At 29.7% G+C, this 20,289-nt stretch carries 10 protein-coding genes and 1 tRNA gene; 2 read left to right on the forward strand and 9 right to left on the reverse strand.

Going from position 1 to position 20,289, the window contains the following annotated elements; genetic code table 11:
- Positions 1 to 393 precede the first annotated feature (393 nt).
- The 8 genes from ACICP0_RS01765 to prmB form a co-directional block, all read right to left on the reverse strand.
- The gene (locus tag ACICP0_RS01765; protein ID WP_395479602.1) at positions 394 to 801 is read right to left on the reverse strand and encodes a hypothetical protein; all 408 of its coding nucleotides are present in this window, start codon (positions 799 to 801) and stop codon (positions 394 to 396) included.
- Positions 788 to 2,077 (reverse strand): bifunctional tetrahydrofolate synthase/dihydrofolate synthase, encoded by a 1,290-nt coding sequence (gene folC, locus ACICP0_RS01770; protein WP_395479603.1) that lies wholly within the window; start codon positions 2,075 to 2,077, stop codon positions 788 to 790. The genes ACICP0_RS01765 and folC overlap by 14 nt, the downstream gene beginning before the upstream one ends.
- A gap of 117 nt (positions 2,078 to 2,194) precedes the next feature.
- On the reverse strand, positions 2,195 to 3,082 hold the full coding sequence (gene accD, locus ACICP0_RS01775) for an acetyl-CoA carboxylase, carboxyltransferase subunit beta (RefSeq protein ID WP_395479604.1): 888 nt from the start codon (positions 3,080 to 3,082) through the stop codon (positions 2,195 to 2,197).
- A gap of 732 nt (positions 3,083 to 3,814) precedes the next feature.
- Positions 3,815 to 4,600: a tRNA pseudouridine(38-40) synthase TruA gene (gene truA, locus ACICP0_RS01780; protein WP_395480243.1), complete on the reverse strand. Its 786-nt coding sequence runs from the start codon at positions 4,598 to 4,600 to the stop codon at positions 3,815 to 3,817.
- Positions 4,601 to 5,349: 749 nt separating this feature from the next.
- Positions 5,350 to 6,480, reverse strand: coding sequence for a 4-phosphoerythronate dehydrogenase (locus tag ACICP0_RS01785; protein WP_395479605.1), 1,131 nt, complete (start codon positions 6,478 to 6,480; stop codon positions 5,350 to 5,352).
- Positions 6,481 to 7,113: 633 nt separating this feature from the next.
- Positions 7,114 to 8,325, reverse strand: coding sequence for a beta-ketoacyl-ACP synthase I (gene fabB / locus ACICP0_RS01790; protein WP_395479606.1), 1,212 nt, complete (start codon positions 8,323 to 8,325; stop codon positions 7,114 to 7,116).
- Positions 8,326 to 9,294: 969 nt separating this feature from the next.
- The gene (gene aroC, locus ACICP0_RS01795; RefSeq protein WP_395479607.1) at positions 9,295 to 10,380 is read right to left on the reverse strand and encodes a chorismate synthase; all 1,086 of its coding nucleotides are present in this window, start codon (positions 10,378 to 10,380) and stop codon (positions 9,295 to 9,297) included.
- A gap of 74 nt (positions 10,381 to 10,454) precedes the next feature.
- Positions 10,455 to 11,390 carry a 50S ribosomal protein L3 N(5)-glutamine methyltransferase gene (gene prmB / locus ACICP0_RS01800; protein ID WP_395479608.1) on the reverse strand — a complete coding sequence of 312 codons (936 nt, stop codon included), beginning with the start codon at positions 11,388 to 11,390 and terminating at the stop codon, positions 10,455 to 10,457.
- A 1,557-nt stretch (positions 11,391 to 12,947) separates the two neighbouring features.
- Between prmB and ACICP0_RS01805 the strand changes: the two genes are divergently transcribed.
- Positions 12,948 to 13,024, forward strand: a tRNA-Met gene (locus ACICP0_RS01805).
- Between the two features lie 403 nt (positions 13,025 to 13,427).
- Here ACICP0_RS01805 and crp read toward each other — a convergent pair.
- Positions 13,428 to 14,060 (reverse strand): cAMP-activated global transcriptional regulator CRP, encoded by a 633-nt coding sequence (crp, locus tag ACICP0_RS01810; RefSeq protein WP_395479609.1) that lies wholly within the window; start codon positions 14,058 to 14,060, stop codon positions 13,428 to 13,430.
- 4,478 nt (positions 14,061 to 18,538) lie between these two features.
- On the opposite strand from crp, the gene glnS reads away from it, so the two are divergent.
- Complete coding sequence (glnS, locus tag ACICP0_RS01815) at positions 18,539 to 20,221, forward strand: glutamine--tRNA ligase (protein ID WP_395479610.1); 1,683 nt, start codon at positions 18,539 to 18,541, stop codon at positions 20,219 to 20,221.
- The last annotated feature ends 68 nt before the right edge of the window (positions 20,222 to 20,289 follow it).

The raw sequence follows: 20,289 nt of genomic DNA on the forward strand, positions 1-20,289 counted from the left end.
TACGTACTGATGGGAACATTATATTAGTGTCCTTCATCCACTTAAAACCATCAAAGTTCATTAAATCTAACAGTACAATTAAATTACTATTATTATGATTCATTTATTATGATTCATTTTTTACAAAAAAATGCTTATTTATTGATAATGTAGTATGAAAGATAAGGACATAGTCGACCATTAAGACCACTTAACTGGTTTAATTCAATAAGTATATTTTTAAATTTTTTTAGAACCATCTGGCCCCAATAAAAATTCAGTTAATTTTTCCTATTACTAGCTCTGATGGTAGGGTATAGACGCGATAACCACAGATAATCTTCAGTTTGTCACGATCTCTTTGACTTTATTTGCATTTTTTAATGCACCCAACTGTACTATCCTGATTGTGAATCAACATCTTTTTTTGGGTTGAAAAAACATATTCAGATTTATTTTATTCTTAAATATTTCTAATTTTAACAGTTCTTTATTTAATTTTTGAATTTTTTTTTCTCTTTGTGCTGATGTAAGTTGTTTAGATTGTTTGTCGAAAAACATAAAATTTTTTGGGTAACTACCTAAATTAAAACATTGATCTTCGCTCAATTCTACATCCATTGTTCGATGAACCAATTGCTGATTGTTAGTTAAAAATCTTTGATGACTACCAGAGAATAATGGAACTAATGGAATAGAATAAAAACTATCGTGGCAACACTTTTTTCTACCATTTAAAAGATTAGGTAGTATGGCAATATTCAAAAAAATCAGTACAACAGTTCCGACTAGTCGATTTTGAAACTTATTATTTGTTGTCATGGCATTGTTTCCCTTTTACATAGGACATAACTGATGCTACAATCCGAAAGGAACCGAATACTATTATACAATCTTCAGGTGTGGAATCCAACATTGCTTGATGCCAAGCATGTTCCGTTTTTTCAAATTGTTTGATATGTTCACCATCATCAAAATAAGTAGCTAATAGCGAGGCACTTGCAGCTCTCGGATCATCAAGCGATACACAATACCAAACTTTGACTTGATCGCGTAGACAGTCTAATGTTCCAGCAATATCTTTATCTGCTAACATTCCTACTATTGCGTGTACTATACCAATAGTGGGAGATAATAATTCTTTTAACCGTATTGAGAGATAATGAGCAGCATGTGGATTATGTGCTACATCTAATATTATTAACGGTGACCGACTGATACATTGAAATCTTCCTGGTAGAAAAGTATTACGTAGCCCTGCATGAATAACAATTTCTGGTACTATAAAAGGTAAACATTGAATTGTAGCTATTGCCGTAGCAGCGTTGTTCAACGGAATATTTGGTAAAGGCAAATTTAGTAAAATTCGTCGTTCTTTATCCCACCAATCCCATCCATTTTTTTTTAAAAACCACCACCAGTCACGGTTATAAGCATACAATATAGCACCATTATCTAATACAACAGCATCAAAGGTGGTAGGTCGGTCAGGCTCTCCTACTACTATTGGCTTATTCCGACATACAATTCCTGCTTTTTCCTGTGCGATACTTTCACGATTGGTTCCCAAATATTCAGTATGATCGAGTGCAATACTAGTAATTACAGCAACATCAGCAGAAATGATGTTAGTTGCATCTAGTCGGCCACCTAAGCCAACCTCTAAAATAACAACATCTAATTTTGATTCCTGAAAAATCTGTAATGCTGCTAAAGTTCCAAATTCAAAAATACTTAATGGTGTTTTTCCTCGACTAGCTTCAATTTTAGAAAATGCAATACTATGTATAGATTCTGATAATTCTTTACCTTGAATTCGTATACGTTCAGTATACTTTAATAGGTGAGGAGAACTATACACTCCCACTCGCAAGCCTATAGTTAATAAAATTACTTCAATAAGATGGCATGTAGTACCTTTTCCATTTGTACCTCCCACAATAATAACTTGTGACGCTGGATGCATTAAACCTAGTATAGTAGCAATATAACGTATACGATCTAGGCTCAAATCAATGGATTTATAGTGAAGATGTGCAATATAATATAGCCAAGCATCCAACGGTGATGTGGCTTGGGGAATCGCTAATTTTCCCATAAAAATATCCAATTTCATGCTTAAATTATATTAAGACAATATAGCCTTAATATAGAACTTTAAGTATTACGATGAAAAACTTTTTATACTAAATTATATTATTTCATATTAGTTTAATCAGAGATCTATATTAGATTGCAATTGATCTTTTGGTGCAGGATAATGAGTCATTTTTGCTAACAAACTAGCAAGGCGCCAGCGCATTTCTGGCCTACGTACGATAAGATCAATAGCACCTTTTTCTAAAAGAAACTCACTTCTCTGAAAGCCAATTGGTAGTTTCTCACGCACGGTTTGTTCTATTACTCGTAGACCTGCAAAGCCAATCATTGCCTTTGGTTCAGCGATATTTACATCTCCTAACATTGCTAGGCTAGCAGAAACACCACCCATTGTAGGATCAACTAATACTGAAATATAAGGTAAACAACGCTTATGCAACTGTGCCAATGCAGCGCTTGTTTTAGCCATTTGCATTAATGATAGTAATGCTTCTTGCATACGTGCACCCCCACTAGAAGAAAAGCATATTAGAGGACAGTTATCTTTTTGTGCTTCTTCCACTGCACGAACAAATCTAGCGCCAACTACTGAAGACATGGATCCACCTATAAAAGCAAACTCAAAGGATGCAGTTATTACAGGCATGCCGTACAATGTACCTTTCATCACCACTAATGCATCTTTTTCATTAGTGATTTTTTGAGCTGCTGTCAGGCGATCTTTATATTTTTTTAAATCTTTAAACTTTAAAATATCTCTTGGCTCTAATTCACTACCAAGTTCAGAAGAACTATTTTTATCTAAAAAAGCATAAAGACGTGCGCGCGCTCTCATTCTCATATGGTGATCACATTTAGGACACACTTCTAAATTGCGCTCTAGCTCTGCACGGTATAATACTTGTTTACAACTATCACATTTAGTCCATACACCTTCGGGAATATTGGCCCTACGCACTGGAGAGACAGTATTCTTATTTAGAATTCGTTCAAGCCAATTCATTAATGACCTTGTATTGTGTTTAAGTTATAGAACTTGTTGATCATCCCATTAGATGGTTCGCAATTTGTTAAAAAATTGTGTTTTATTCACACTGCCTAACAAACTAAAATGAACCTTATGTATCCATTACATATAATACCCAATATCGTAAATTTGTGGTATTGTAGTGACATGTAAATTGATACACCACTATTATGGTAATGATAAACTGTATTTTTTATCATTATATTGCTAAACCATCTCTATTTATATAGATAAATTGAGCTTTTTATTTTGTTCATACACCGCCCGTTAAGTATACAGATGTTTTATTTAAAGTTCAATAGAAAAGAATGACATGTGTAAAAATTAAATATTTTAAAAAATAATAAAATTTATAAAGTCATGTTTTAAACATATTTATTGATAAACGACTCAATGAAACAGTACGCAGTATGGATACTTAAAAAGTTGTTTTTTTGAATATCTAATATAATAACTATCAGATTACTTTTCAATAACAGCCATTTTAAACCATAAATTAAATGTTTATATGTAAATCAGATTAATCATCTTAAATTTATAATTATTTGAGTGATACACGGAAAAATTATTTTTTAGTTTAATTAATAGAATTATTTGATTTAGTAACATAGAGTTCATAACTTACATATCCACATAAATATAATAACTGGTTATGTATGATAATTTTTAATTCAACAAAAATACACAAGATGACATATTGTTATATTATTATATCATAAATAATAATTCTATGGATGATCTTGGTAAAGAAAAATGAGATGGATATTTTACTTCTGTTAAATAGAGCCCCTCTGCTGGCGCAGTAGGACCAGCCAGAATACGTTGACGAAGCATTAGTAAATCACGTATCCAATATTCCGGTTTATTGCCACATCCCACTTCCATTAAGCTACCTATAATATTACGAACCATACGATATACAAAAGCATTCGCTTTAATATCGGTTACCAAATATCGTCCATGACGAATAATTCGTAAATAAGTCATGTTACGACGAGGACTATGTGACTGACATTGCGACGTTTGAAAAGAAGTAAAATCATTTTCTCCTAATAAACATTGTCCAGCACGCTCCATTTTTTTGTCATCCAAGGGACGAGAAAAATAAGTAATGTTGTTCTTTAACAATGCTGGTCGTATGTGATTATTATAAATAATATAGCGGTAACTACGAGAGATAGCACTGAAACGTGCATGGAAATCGTTCATTACAGGAACCACCCAATGCACAGCAATATCCTCTGGAAGTTTAGTGTTGATACCAAAAAGCCAAGCATCGGCTGATCTTTGTACGTTGGTTTCAAAATGTGCTACTTGTCCGATAGCATGAACGCCAGCATCAGTTCGTCCTGCACAACATACCGTAATTGGTTCATTAGCAATGGTGGATAAAGCATATTCAAGAGATGATTGTATGCTAGGAACTTCTTTTTGTTTCTGCCAACCATGATAAAATCTACCATCATATTCAATACCGAGCGCAAATTTCACTATAAACCTCGTTAGGAGACCTTTTTAAACCACATGATTTCACTTAATTAGTAGTTTTTATATTATTTATTAAAAATTTAGGATATTAATTGCTAATTAAAAACATAAAATCGAAGGAGGTGATGATTTTTGTTACAAAAAAGAATATAATGCTTTGCTTTTTTAAAATGAAAAAATTATTAAAATGAGTCGTTTTGGATTGGTGATTAAGATTCACTTCTTTAAATATTATTTAAATTACATTTACCTTAGGTATTAATTATAAAATAGATAATGCAACTCATCTAAAATAGATGTACATATTGGTAATCAAAATTATCAATAATTTACAGTATGAGTATTCATTGATAATTAGTACCTTTATATGTACTGATTATCCGATTAGATAGAGCAATATTATAGTTTTTAATCTTTTTTTAAAAGAAGACCATCATATTAAGATCAAAGATATCAATATAATTGATTTCGATGGAAAACGGCCAAATCAATTAATGATTTTTTAATATATTACTAAAACATGTGAGATTATTAACTAATTACATTGCTATGCATGTAAATTGCCTGACAAAGTCAATATGCAATATTAATTATTGCCTTCATATTGTATCCTAAAAATAAATATATTTAATAAAAAGTATGTATTTTAAAAAATAGAACATCAAGACAACTATAAATTAACATATAATTTTTATATTGCTTTATATAATTCATAGTTAACATTAATTTTAATTAAAATAAGGTAATTTAATGCATTACAAAGTATACAAACGAGAGCTAAAGCCTAACTGCATAAGTTTGTCTGCGCTAGTTCTATCACTGGTTTCTACAAAAAGTGACGACCATTCGCGGCGATGATAATAATTTTTTCGTAAGTAGTCAAATTCACTAGATAGACCGCTAAATCGTCGTAATCGGATATCATCATGACATATATTATATATTGAATGCACTAATAAACGTAGTACCTCTTCATTAAGCTTGCCGTGCATACGAATACGCTCTAACAATGGAAATGGCAATAATGATTTTGAATTAATTCGCATTGTATTGCCGAGAAACTTGCTATATGCATTAAATATTTGAGCAGTACCTCTTGCTTTTCCTTCTAATGTATAACCTGCAATATGAGCTGTGCCAATATCAATATAAGATAATAAAAAAGGCAACGATGGAATCAATTCCCAGACATCTAAAATCACTCGAAACGATTTACCTTTTTCGAGTATTCGAAAAAGTGCAGTATTATCTATTACTTCACCACGGCAAGTATTTATTAAAATGCAGTGATCTGGTAAGGCAGCTAGAATCTGTTCATCTATTAAATGCCATGTGGCATATCGACCTGTACGAGTTAAAGGCGTATGTAAACTCAATACGTCTACCTGATTAATTAATGTTTCTAAAGAATACCAGTTACCTGGTTCTCCTTTTTCAGCCAGTAGAGGATCACATAGCAAAGTTCGTACTCCAAATGCGCTTAATCTATGATGTAAACAACTTCCAATATTACCGACACCAACAATTCCTATGGTTTTTTCACTAAGACTAAAATTATCACGCTGAGCTAACCATAAAAGCGCAGAAAAGACATATTCTACTACAGCAATAGCATTGCAACCTTCTGCTGCAGAAAATTCGATACCTTCTTCTACCAACCAATCTATATCAATATGATCAGTTCCAGAGGTCACAGTTCCTACAAATTGTATTCGGCTACCATTAAGTAATGCATTATCAACACGAGTCACTGAATTTACTATTAATGCATCCGCTAGCATTATCGATGAGGTAGAAATGGCTTTACTTGTTATCGTTTCTACGCATCCTAAATAACTGAATAATCTCTTGGCATAAAGTATACTTTCATCTACTAAAATTTTCACATTTATCTCCATTAGAATACTATTTATGTAAATTTTAAAGAGAAAATATTTTGTCAGTAAATTTAAAAAGTTTTCAACTTTTAACACTCTATATTTTAACTTACTAATTAAATTAGTATTTTAACTATATATAAAGTTTTTATAAAAATATTTTTTAAATATTAAGTATGCTTTACTAGAATTAATATTCTATTATTAATTTTTACAGTAGCTGAAAAACATTATTATATGACCATTCTAAAGTTTTATCGCAGTTTCACGTAAAATTTCTTCCGTGCTATCTTGCATCTACAAATTAATAATAAGCCATGAGTACAACTCAATAGTTATTGAAAATATAAAAATAGTAAACGATATCCCATCACATAATAAAAATTTCGCGATAATTTATCTTATAATAAACACTTTATCTAAAGTAAGATCATTGTATAGTTAAACATATAAAGCAGTAAAAAACAGACTAAACATTAAAAAATACTACTGAATATTTACTGACCACTAAGATTTAAAAATAAATTTTTTATAGTTATTTGGTTTTTTAAAGTATACAACCAAGTAGATTGTCTATATTTCTATCATTCTTATATCAAAAATTAATAATTCATTAATAGTAATAATATAGAAAATATTCTGCTAATAATATTTACGCATCACTAATGTTGCATTAGTTCCACCAAATCCAAAACTATTGCTCATTGCAGTAGTTAATTTACATTTGGTTGATTTTGTAATTAAGTTCATATCTTTGACCTGAGGGTCTAAAGTTTCAATATTGATGCTCGGGGCAATAAAACCATGTTCTAACATTAGCAAGGTAAAAATTAGTTCATGAACTCCAGCTGCGCCAAGGGAATGACCAGTCATAGATTTTGTAGAAGAAAAAGCTGGATGTTGGCTACCAAACGTTTTACGTATAGCCCAAATTTCTTTGATATCTCCAATTGGAGTAGAAGTACCATGCACATTAAGATACTCCACTGGAGTGTGTACATCTTGTAATGCCATTTTCATACAACGGATCGCACCTTCACCTGAAGGAACCACCATATCAGTGCCGTCAGAAGTTGCACCATAACCGATAATTTCAGCATAAATATATGCATGACGAGATAGTGCATGTTCTAACTCTTCTATCACGACGATGCCGCCTCCTCCAGAAATTACAAATCCGTCTCGATTAACATCATAGGTACGAGAAGCTTTTTCAGGTGTTTCATTATAGCAGGTAGATAATGCGCCCATAGCATCAAATTCGCAAGCCATTTCCCAACAAAGTTCTTCTCCGCCGCCAGCAAAAATCACATCTTGTTTACCAAATTGGATCAATTCTACTGCATTACCGATACAATGTGTGGAAGTAGAACAAGCGGAGCTAATAGAATAATTAACACCGCGAATTCTAAACGGTGTTGCTAAACATGCTGATATACCAGAAGCCATTGCTTTTGTTACCATATAAGGGCCTACACCACGTAGACCACGTGTGCGCATACCATTGGATCCAGCAACTTGATTATGTGGTGAACCACCTCCAGATCCTACAATAAGACCTGTTCGATTATTAGAGATCATTTCAGAAGTCAGCTTTGAGTCAATGATAGCCTGTTCCATAGATAGATAAGCATAGATGGAGGCATCGCTCATAAAACGTGCTATTTTTCGATGAATAATCTTGGTAGTATCAAGCTTAATATTACCCCATATATGACTACGCATACCTGAATTTTTTAATTCTTGAGAAAAAGTAATTCCAGAACGGCCATTTTGTAAAGAATTTAACACTTCTTGTTGGTTATTACCTATACTTGATACGATTCCCAAACCGGTAATCACAGCACGTTTCATGTAATACCTCTTTGAATAAATATGCAAAATTAGTTAAATTTGCAGTTTCTATCTGAACAGGTTTGATTGCTAGATCAGTTCAATATCTAGATTAAAAAGTATATTTAGTTGATATTTAAATATTTTTGCTATCTATGCGCAATATAATTATATATTGTAATACTACAAACATTTTGTATTATGTTTCGATAGCCAAGATACATTGCATACAAAATTATAAATTTTATATCTTACATGCAATAAATTGCATGAGAAGTTGTTTCGTTTTGGAAAAAGTCTTTAACAATCATGTTTTATAATTTCAAAACACTAGTATCATTTATTATATGACGATAATTTAATTTATAGTCATACTAAACATCATTAATTAATAATTTTATTGATGCTTTAAATTATTACGTGAAAATATATCTAATATTTATTAGTATTGTTTGTTTTTTTAATTTACTTTTTATGTAATAAAAATTTTATTTTCTTATCCTCAATATTGAAGATAATTAAATTTATTTAAGGATAGTTTTTTATAACATTACTCTTAAGTAATCTCAGTCTCTAGTAAGAGAGATTGATGTGACATTATAATTTATGAGTTATCATGTCTCCTATAAAATAGGATATTTTTTAAATAAGGCCATGATATGGCATATTTTATTAAATTGTGCAGAAACAATCATTTGATCGCATTTATAAATTAGAATGATCTAATAAATATTAGAAAAGTAATCGATCATTCCGTATAGATCATACTACGTCTAGTAGTGCAATATAACTTTATTTAATGTTTAAAATTACAAACAAGATATAAGTAATAATAATGTGATTAATTTATTAAATGATCTAACAATCTATTAATTACTAATAAAGATGATAAAACCACGTTATAACAACATTTAAAATTAAGTAATCCCAATTGTTATATTGGTAACAATTTTAGTCAAAAATACAAGTTTAAAATTTTAATCTTATGTTCTAGTTTATTGATATAGGTGGAACAACATCTGCACACTGTGCACGATTCCTTAAAAAATGATCCATTATAACTATAGCCATCATTGCCTCTGCTATTGGAACAGCACGTATACCAACGCACGGGTCATGACGGCCTCGTGTAATCAAATCTACCGCTTCACCATTACGATTTATAGTTCGACCAGGAACTGTAATGCTTGATGTGGGCTTTAGGGCAAGGTGAACTATTATTGGTTGACCGCTACTAATACCTCCAAGTATACCACCAGAGTGATTGCTTTGAAAACCGGTCGGTGTGAGTTCATCGCGATTTTCGCTACCGTATTTACTGATCACTGAAAAACCATCGCCTATTTCTACTCCTTTTACTGCATTAATGCTCATCAATGCATGAGCTAAATCAGCATCCAATCGATCAAATACTGGCTCACCTAAACCAGCTGGAAATTTATTTGCTATTACTGTTATTTTAGCACCGATAGAATCACCTGATTTTTTTAAATTACGCATCAATGTATCCAAAGCTGCAAGTTGTGATCTATCAGGACAGAAAAATGGATTTTTTTCTACTTGTTCCCAATCTTTTAGTTTACACTGAATATCACCAATTTGTGCCAAAAAACCGCGTATCCGTCCCCCAAATTGTTGCGATAAATATTTTTTTGCAATAGCACCAGCTGCTACACGCATGGCAGTTTCTCTTGCTGATGAACGTCCACCACCACGGTAATCACGCCGTCCATATTTCTGTTCATAACTATAATCAGCATGACCTGGACGATAGAGATCTTTAATCGTGCTGTAATCTTGAGAACGTTGATCAGTATTTTCAATTAACAATCCTATACTTGTTCCTGTAGTAATTCCTTCAAACACTCCAGATAAAATTTTTATGCGATCTAACTCACGTCGTTGTGTAGTATAACGTGATGTACCAGGACGTCGGCGATTCAGATCAAACTGTAAATCTTCTTCACAAAGATGTAGTCCCGGTGGCACGCCGTCTACGATTCCACCTATAGCTACACCATGAGATTCACCAAAGGTAGTAACTCGAAAAAATTGCCCAATACTATTTCCTGCCATTGGGATTCCTTATTAAATTCCTAAATGATAAATATATTCCAGTCGTTTCAGGCTGGTCTAGATACATACATATTTTAATTACAATAGAGCTTAAATAAATCGTTATGTTTTAGTAACTGTTTTTGCGTAAGCATAAACACTCCATGTCCACCATGAGACAATTCCAACCAACGAAAGGGTACTTTGGGATAGCAATTGATTAGATGTACCATGCTATTTCCTACCTCACAGATTAGAATACCATCTTCAGCTAAATAGTCAGACGCACAAGCTAAAATTCGTCGTACTGACTTAAGACCATTATATCCAGCATCTAGACTCAAAACTGGTTCAGTGTGAAATTCCTTTGGTCGATTATCCATATCTTCTTGATCTACATAGGGTGGATTAGTTACTATGATGTCATAAGTTAGAGGAGATAAATCATTAAATAAATCAGAACATATCGGAAATACCCTATGTTCTAAATTATGTTTTTTAATATTGTGCTCTGCTATAACTAACGCGTTAGATGAAATGTCAATTGCATCTACTTCCGCATCTGGATACAGATAGGCACAAGCAATTGCAATACATCCACTGCCAGTACACATATCAAGAATATGTTTCGGAGGATAAGACAGAAGTTCCCTAAAATGATCAGTAATTAGTTCACCTATTGGTGAACGAGGAATATAAACTCGCTCATCAACAAAAAATTCTAGACCACAGAACCAGGCTTTATTAGTTAAATATGATACAGGAACCCTGTCGTTTATTCTTCGTATTACCAATTCAACTATCCGTGTGCGTTCATTTACAGTCAGACGACTGTTATACATTTCTTGTGGAAAATCTAACGGCAGAAATAATGTAGGTAATATTAATTTTAATGTTTCATCCCAAGGATGGTCGGCACCATGACCGTAATGAATTTGAGATGCATTAAACTGGCTAACTGTCCAGCGGATCATATCTTGTATAGTATACATTTCTACTATAGCTTGATCAGAATCAGTTTTTTTTAACATGTTTTAATTTTCCTTACAACTTTTTAATTAAGTATTATTTTCCATTATTTGCATAAATAATGTATCTCTTAATACAAAGATTAGACATCAGGAAAAATATGCTAATTGCTGTTAATTATAGAACTACATGTTAGATCAAACTTATCTAATATAATAATATCTTGAAATGAAATAATTAGATAAAATTTAAATAGCAAAGAACAAATAAGTAATTCAGGAAAATAGTCTGACCAGATAAAAGTAAAAAGTAGTATACCTATTGAATGAACATATTATGATGTCCTTATGATGTTGATTAATGTACTAATAAATAACTTAAATTTCTTAAATTCATCATTGTGCTCAAGTCTTGATTTTTAACAGATAAGTATCGTATATAATATATAATCAGGCGTATTGTTTTGGAATAGACATTCCCGACCTATTGATTAATTAATCAAATTATTTTTAATAAATCAAAGTCGAAATATAAACATAAATAAAAAAATAAAATCAAGCCATTGGGCACAAAAACAGCCAGTTGAACACTATAACATAAACACATAGCTTCCATATACAAACATTTTAAATGTAAAAGCCATTTTTTTATAGTGAAAAGGCTTATATATTGTAATTTTTTACTGCTCATTGAAAATACATTAATAATAAGTATTATTTATTTAGTTGCATAAATGGAACAAAATTGTTAGCATACATAAACAGTGGGTTACTATATGTCATGAATGACAGCTAAGATCAATCATATTGAAAATAAAAATATTGGTAGGTAGTGTAAAGTTATCAAATTATCAGAAAGTAATCATAACCATTGTAAATAGGACTGGTGATAGCGCCTTATGGATATTGACATTCGGTTCTATTAAAAATTAGAGCAGAAAATTGCATTTCGTACTTTGATTCTAATCAATGCTATATTTTAAAAAATTTTTTAGAAGAAAGACAATACATATTGTATATTTTATATGTATAATTAATTGTATTAGAAAATAGTAGATTCGTTATTAGATGATTAATTGTCAATTTTGATTTTAAAATCACTATAAAAAAATTAGTTGAAATAATATTATATTTATATTACTATTATATCAGTAATATTCTATTTTGCATTGTGCTGTGGAATCTATAAATATTTAGTGATATATTTTAGTGTTATGGAATACAAGTATAAAATATTTATGTGTTATTGTATTATGTAGATTGTATTATGTAGATAGCATGCTTAGTTTAGTTAAGATGATGTTCAAGAGATAAGTAAAGCAATTAGTGTTCTTAATAAACATGTTACATTCATATTACCCTGCTGTACTGGCTGTACTGGTATAAACATAGTTTTATTACTACAACATTTATTGTTTATAGTCATTTAGAAAAAAGTTAACATTGCAATAGCTAAATAAGCTAAAATACGAGACCATTTAGTTACTAATTTTTTAGTGATTTTCTATAATATGAACGTATTACAACATGCGACATAATACATGTTACAAGATTACAAGATAAGTAAAATTTAAAGAAGTTGCATCGAAATTACTAAGGTGTATATTGCGCATCAATAGACGCGGGGTGGAGCAGTCTGGTAGCTCGTCGGGCTCATAACCCGAAGGTCGTCGGTTCGAATCCGATCCCCGCAACCACATATTATGTTCACATTGCTAATTATAAGTGATGTGTCGTTCTTTTCTTAATTTTAGTGTTATTTAAATAATGCAAAATTTAACTTTTTGAATTATATTAAAATTTGTAGTTCATATTACGTCTTACGTCATTACGACGTGATAATGCTTTTCGATTCATTTTGATTCATTGCATTATACAACAAGCTAAACAAGCAACAGCATCGTTTGAAATATAATATATTTTGAACATTAAACATTAAATAAGCAGCTAACTTTCTTCAAAACAAAAAAGTAAATCGCGGTTTTTTAAATCGTTAAAAAATCATATGTATGAAAGTAAATTTATTTCATATAAATACTATTAACTTTAGTTAGAATGTTAGCCTATCGATGTATCGATACATGATAAATTAAAAGGAAGTTAACGAGTACCATAAACCACTATGGTTTTACCATGGGCAGAAATGAGATCTTGACTTTCAAGTATTTTTAAAATTCGACCAACTGTTTCTCGAGAACATCCGACGATCTGTCCGATTTCCTGTCGAGTAATTTTGATTTGCATCCCATCTGGATGGGTTATAGCATCTGGCTGTTTGGCTAAGTTTAATAATGTTTGAGCGATTCGTCCTGTTACATCTAAAAAAGCTAAATTACCTACTTTTTCTGAAGTAATTTGTAGTCTACTAGCCAGTTGCGCCGATAGACGAAGTAAGATATCCGGATTAATTTGAATTAGTTGCCGAAATTTTGTATAAGAAATTTCAGCTACTTCGCAGATTGTCTTAGTACGTACCCAGGCGCTTCGTACCTGATCCTCTTCAAATAATCCTACTTCACCAATGAAATCACCTTGGTTAAGGTATGAAAGAATCATTTCTTTTCCTTCGTCATCCTTAATGAATACCACAACGGACCCTTTAACGATATAGTAAAGAATTCCTGCTTTTTCACCTTGATGAATCAGAGTACTTTTTGATAAATATCTATGAATATGGCAATGAGACAAAAACCATTCAAGAGTTGAATCTATTTGAGGTTTACTGAGAATCATTCGTCACTATCCTCTAATTGTCATTGTTATCCTTTCTTATTGGACGGCATATTTCCTATTAATAAGATGCACTATGACTGTAGTATCCATCTAAAAATAAAAAGAAATCCTATTGTGTCATAACGTTGATAACTTATTAATTGTGTACTTTTTATTCTGATGTCTATGGAAATCACATTATCCTATTGTTAGTATAACCTTAAAAAACTATCTTCTATTGTGTTGTTTGAGTCTGAGTCTTTCACTAAATATAATAAATATGATTTAAAACGATTTAAAAAATTTTTTAAAAATTAATTTTTTTAAAATATCAAATGAATGAAATAATTATAAAAATGTTTTTCAACATTACTCTTAACTCTTAATATATGGTCACAGTATTGCAACGTTCATCATGAGATAAAATAGATATTATGTTTGTAGAGTCTTATTAGACAGAGTATCAATAATCTGAACCAGACTCCATTATTGGATAATAATGATATAATATTAATTGATCAAATATCATTGATATCTGATTACTAAAAGATAACTTTAATGTTATTTACTGATATTCAAAGTATCATGTGCATTAATAGTGATATTTAAATCAGTCCATCAGGTTGATTTTTGCAAGAAACATTTTTATGTCACTGATCAATAGTCTAGTCAATTTTGTTAATATTATTTAAATTTTAAATATGTATCGGTAATAAAGTTATTTGCACTTTTAAATAGTAATAAGTCAATAAATATAATCTTATTTAAATCTTGTGATATTTTGTTAAACAACATGTTGTCCTATAGCAATTAGTTATACCATAAATGATTACTCTTAAATTGAGCAGTGGATATTAGATATTGTTTTGATCAATATTAATTTGATATTAATTTCGATTTGTTCACCATCAAAGTTTAAAAATATTAAAAAGGTAATTCCCCATTTTACACTTAAGTGTATAATTTATATCGAAATGATCTAAGATCATGTATCTTATGTCATATTATTATGAATATATTTTAACAAAGTATACGTATAAATAATGACAAGGAATGTAAAACCGATAACGATATTATCAATAATATTTTACTGATGATATGTCATCAAAAAAAATGTTCTATTAATAATTATACTGTTCTGTAAGTGAAATGTTCACTTTGAAAGTACAATATTAGTCGATAACTTCATATTTATAATGAAGTGATGTAATAAAATAATGTTGTTGCTTTAAACCAATGTACATTTAAAATGATAAATTTTCAGCTGTAACTCTTTTATTCAACTATAGTATTTACCATAAATATATCATTTATATATAATTTTACTGATTTTACAATAATATTAATATGATAACAATTTAGTTTTAATGTATTCTAAACACAGTTCTAACCTCCATTAAAGTATGAAACTTAAAGCTAATACGTTAAAATTGACATATCTTATAGAATCTTCATGTTTTTTAAAAAAACATTAATCGTAGTTCATTCTTTTATGTTGTCATTACTATTTGAGTAGTATGATAGATACATTTTCATATACGTATTACAATAACATTGTACTAATTGTTAGATTATAGAAAAAATAATTAATAAATATATTAAATTACTAGTTGATAAAGCTATTTTAACAACACTTTATTATGTATTTACACAAGAAACAAGTCTTCGGACACTATCCGATAAAAATCAACAGATTAATGCTGCTAAAATGATCACAAGAACTATAAAAATAGTAAACTAATAAATTTAATTTTTAATTCACCAAGAATCATTTAGCCTAAAAGATATCTTAAAATATATAGATATGTTACGATAATAGATAATATATATCTGGTATGCATATGACACTTAATCTTAACATCTAAGGTACTATATTCTTGCTCATATCATAGTGTTTATTGATATCGATTAGTTTTCTTTTTTATTTCTATTCATTACATGTTAAATAAAAAATTTTTGGATAATTTTAGTGATTTTAAAAAGTATGAATTCACTGAATTCGTTATTTAAACATAAAAAATAAATCTTATCTGATAAAATAAAGAATTTTATTCTTTTTCAAATTAAGTCTACTGATTTTATTTAATTATTTTGGTAGAGTATATTATTCATTTTATTAAATTTATGTTATTGAAACTACTGAGTCATATATATAATATATCTTAACGTATTATAGAATATTAATTCTAACATGAAATACTGTTTTATCCAAGTATATTAATATTATATAAAATATATAATTTTGTTGAATTTCTGATTGCTATCATGGTAAGTAACGCATTCTAATACAAAATAATAGTGACTTGTATTCTTGATAAAAATTCAAAATCAATTCAGTATTCATCTGTTCATGATGTGTGTTTTCTAATATAAGCAGACTAATGCTACTAATTTGCTCATATTAGTTAATATATCTACAACTAGACAAAATATTGTTTTAATGATTTTTAACTAAAAACGAATATTAGTCACTTGATTTTATATTCAGAAGTATAGTAGTAATTTGATAATTTAAATGAAAAATGAAATGAATGTCAGAAATTAGCTAAAACTTACTTGAACCTATTTTTAAGTATATTGGCACATGTCAATATAATACATATTATAATCTCAATAAGATTAATAATTTTTTTCACATCGAATATCTTATAATCAATCTTACTCTATAAAATACCTTGTGTAAAGTTATATGCATTGTATGCCTCAAAGAGGATAGGTATCTTAAAAATAATTATGACTCGGCATTGGTTCCGCATTTGAATAATGTATGTAGATGTCTATTGTATCATTAAATTCATGAGTCTATTATTATAGTGATAGTGATTAGACACTATCAAAAAAAAGAACAGCTTAATCCTGATGTTTGATGAGGTACAATGAAAATTGTATGATATTATTGAACGTATTTAATTACGTCACATATGCGTTATATGTCCACTTACTTTCATAGTATTAATTGCTACTGAAATTTAAATGAATTAAATTAGACGTTGAAGTCAGTAGGATTGAACGACATAAATCTTACAATTTTATAAGTTAAGTTTAGCAGTAAAACTAAATTCTATAATGATTAATATAGGATTAATAAATTTTAATCTATTGAAAATAGAGAATCGATAATTTATCTATGATTATTATAAGTATATTCATAAGCAGCATTTAGCACTATTACCAAGAACTGACTAAAATAGAGATAATACTTGCTTATTATTTTAATATTAATAATATATATTATTTTTAATGGCAAGATGGTGTATTAAGTATACATTACTAATGCATACTCGATTAATTTTATACTTTATTAGGGGAGTAGTAATCAATTTTATCTTTGTCTAATTTAGTTGTATCTATTTATTGTATGCCTATCAATAATAGTTGTTTTAACTAAAGTAGTTGAGCAATATTACTACTATAGTGGCAATTTTAGTAAAAATGTGTATAAACATAATATATATATTAATAATTATATATATTTATTAAAGGTGGTGTTATTTCCATTCGTTATTTGTGATTTAAAAAGATAAAATTAATATTTTCAAAAACAGGTATTTAGCTTAATTTCATTCTCAGTTTTATTATTATAAAGTATCACTATGATAAATGCTAATATAATCTAAAATTATAAAAAAATAACATTAATATAAAATTTTTAATTAAACTCACAAAAATATAATGCATTTTAAATCTCCATTGAATACATGTAAGTATCATCTCATTGTTTAAGAAATCTTCTGCTTGCATACTAAATATATACTTTAGGATAAACTCTAATAAAATTCTAATAAAATAAAGAATGATATTCGATTAAAATTCTTTATCAAAAAAGAATCAGTTTTCGATAAAAACAGATATTATCTACTGTGAGTAGATAAAGTTATTTTTATAAAGCACAAACCTTGTTCGTGCCTTCAATTTATATCACATTTTTCAAAAAATTATTCTAATATAAATTAGATTTAACTTTACTATATTTGAGAGCTATAATTAATTGTCTTAATTAGGAAAGTAATAATATTATATATCTAACACATCGAAGTGATCAAATTGAATCAGTAAACTCGATTTTAGTTAGGAGTACACATCAAAATTAAATATGGACTTTAATATAATTGCTCTGTTTCGACAAGAAACTAACGAACATTCCATAAATATGAAAGGATTACAATCCTGTATGATATTATTATTATTTTACTTATATTTTAGAATGTAAGTATATAGTTATTTTCATAAAGATAACTGTCATAGACACACTGTTCATTCTTTTATTTTAATCATAGGTAATATCATACAGTATATGTTTAAAATTGTTTACTTTAGTTAGTTAATTTCTTGAAAATACAATGGTATATCTATTTACTATTAGTAAGTTAATAATAAGCGTACCATTTTGATATAATTTAAATTATTTCATTAAATAAAGAAATTATATATGAGTCAAATTAAAATATATGCGTAATTTATATTATTTCTATCCTAATAATAATTAGGAAGCATTCATAATGAATAACATTGGAACTTCGCCAACTAACTTTATTTACCAAATTATTAAAAATGATCTTACCTCAGGTAAGTATGTTTCAATACGTACTAGATTTCCTCCAGAGCCGAATGGCTACTTACATATTGGGCATGCAAAGTCTATTTGCCTTAATTTTGGTATCGCTCAAATGTATCATGGAAAATGTAATTTGCGTATTGACGATACTAATCCTCTCAAAGAAAATATAAAATATGTTGATTCAATTAAACATGACGTGCAGTGGCTTGGTTTTCACTGGAGCGGTGTTGTTCACTATTCCTCTGATTATTTCAATCAATTATATGATTATGCAATTGAACTGATCAATAAGGGCTTAGCTTATGTAGATCAATTATCTCCAGATGAAATCCGAAGATATCGTGGCACGTTGACTTGCCCAGGAAAAAATAGCCCTTATCGCAGTCGTAGTATTGAGGATAATGTTACACTATTCTCTAAAATGCGTCATGGAAAATTTTCTGAAGGCCAAGCTTGTCTTCGAGCTAAAATAGACATGGCGTCGCCATTTATGGTCATGCGTGATCCAGTGTTATATCGTATTAAATTTGCTGAGCATCACCAAACCGGTACTCAGTGGTGTATTTATCCAATGTATGACTTTGCCCACTGTATCGTTGATGCTTTAGAAGGCATTACTCACTCTTTATGCACTCTAGAATTTCAAGATAATCGCCAATTATATGATTGGATTCTTGATAACATAACAATTAACGTCCATCCTCAACAATATGAATTTTCCCGCCTTAATTTAAAATATACTGTCATATCTAAACGTAAGCTAAATTTGCTAGTAAAGCACAGTATTGTTGAAAGTTGGGATGATCCTCGAATGCCAACCATCTCTGGTCTACGTCGCCGTGGATATACCGCTGCTTCGATTCGTGAATTTTGTAGTCGTATTGGTGTAACTAAACAACACAATAATGTTGATATATCTGTATTAGAAGCTTGTATCCGAGAAGAACTTAATGAAAATGCACTGCGTGCCATGGCTGTAATCAATCCAGTAAGAGCAGTGATTGTAAGCTTGCCTATAGGCTATGAAAAAATAATTGATATGCTCAATCATCCTAATAAACCAGAAATGGGTATGCGTCAAGTGATGTTTAGTCGCGAAATTTATATTGATTTCAATGACTTTTTAGAAGCAGGCCATAGTCAGTATAAACGGTTGGTACTAGGTAAAGAAGTGCGTTTGCGTCATGCATATATTATTAAGGCTGAAAGTATAGAAAAAGATGAGATAGGAAATGTGAAAACTATATTTTGCAGTCATGATCCGAATACACTCAATCAACATCCAATAGATGGCCGTAAGATAAAAGGAGTCATTCATTGGGTTTCGGTTAGTCATAACATGGAAGCAGAATTTCGCCTATATGATAGGTTATTTAAAGAGGCTAATCCAACAGCAGAGGAAAAATTTTTTTCTACCATTAATCCACAATCATTAGTGATTAAACAGGGTTTTGTCGAAGAAGGAGTAGTCGAAGTATTAGCTTCTAAAGCTAATACTTCTTTTCAATTTGAACGTGAAGGATATTTTTGCGCTGATAATTATTGTTATAATTCATCTCGATTAGTATTTAATCGAACCGTTAGTTTGAGAGATACTCAAGGCATAAAAAAAGTCGATATATAACAGTATTTCATACTATTTATCTTTTTCTCTATCTCTACGAGAAAAACGGACGATTTGTGTTCCATATG

The sequence above is a fragment of the Candidatus Curculioniphilus buchneri endosymbiont of Curculio glandium genome, from assembly GCF_964275155.1.
GTDB lineage: Bacteria > Pseudomonadota > Gammaproteobacteria > Enterobacterales > Enterobacteriaceae > Curculioniphilus > Curculioniphilus buchneri.

What these genes read in the sequence shown, in the direction of transcription:
- ACICP0_RS01765 (WP_395479602.1), bottom strand. Translation starts at nt 801, where the DNA reads ATGACAACAAATAATAAGTTTCAAAATCGACTAGTCGGAACTGTTGTA.
- folC (WP_395479603.1), bottom strand. Translation starts at nt 2,077, where the DNA reads ATGGGAAAATTAGCGATTCCCCAAGCCACATCACCGTTGGATGCTTGG.
- accD (WP_395479604.1), bottom strand. Translation starts at nt 3,082, where the DNA reads ATGAATTGGCTTGAACGAATTCTAAATAAGAATACTGTCTCTCCAGTG.
- fabB (WP_395479606.1), bottom strand. Translation starts at nt 8,325, where the DNA reads ATGAAACGTGCTGTGATTACCGGTTTGGGAATCGTATCAAGTATAGGT.
- aroC (WP_395479607.1), bottom strand. Translation starts at nt 10,380, where the DNA reads ATGGCAGGAAATAGTATTGGGCAATTTTTTCGAGTTACTACCTTTGGT.
- prmB (WP_395479608.1), bottom strand. Translation starts at nt 11,390, where the DNA reads ATGTTAAAAAAAACTGATTCTGATCAAGCTATAGTAGAAATGTATACT.
- crp (WP_395479609.1), bottom strand. Translation starts at nt 14,060, where the DNA reads ATGATTCTCAGTAAACCTCAAATAGATTCAACTCTTGAATGGTTTTTG.
- glnS (WP_395479610.1), top strand. Translation starts at nt 18,539, where the DNA reads ATGAATAACATTGGAACTTCGCCAACTAACTTTATTTACCAAATTATT.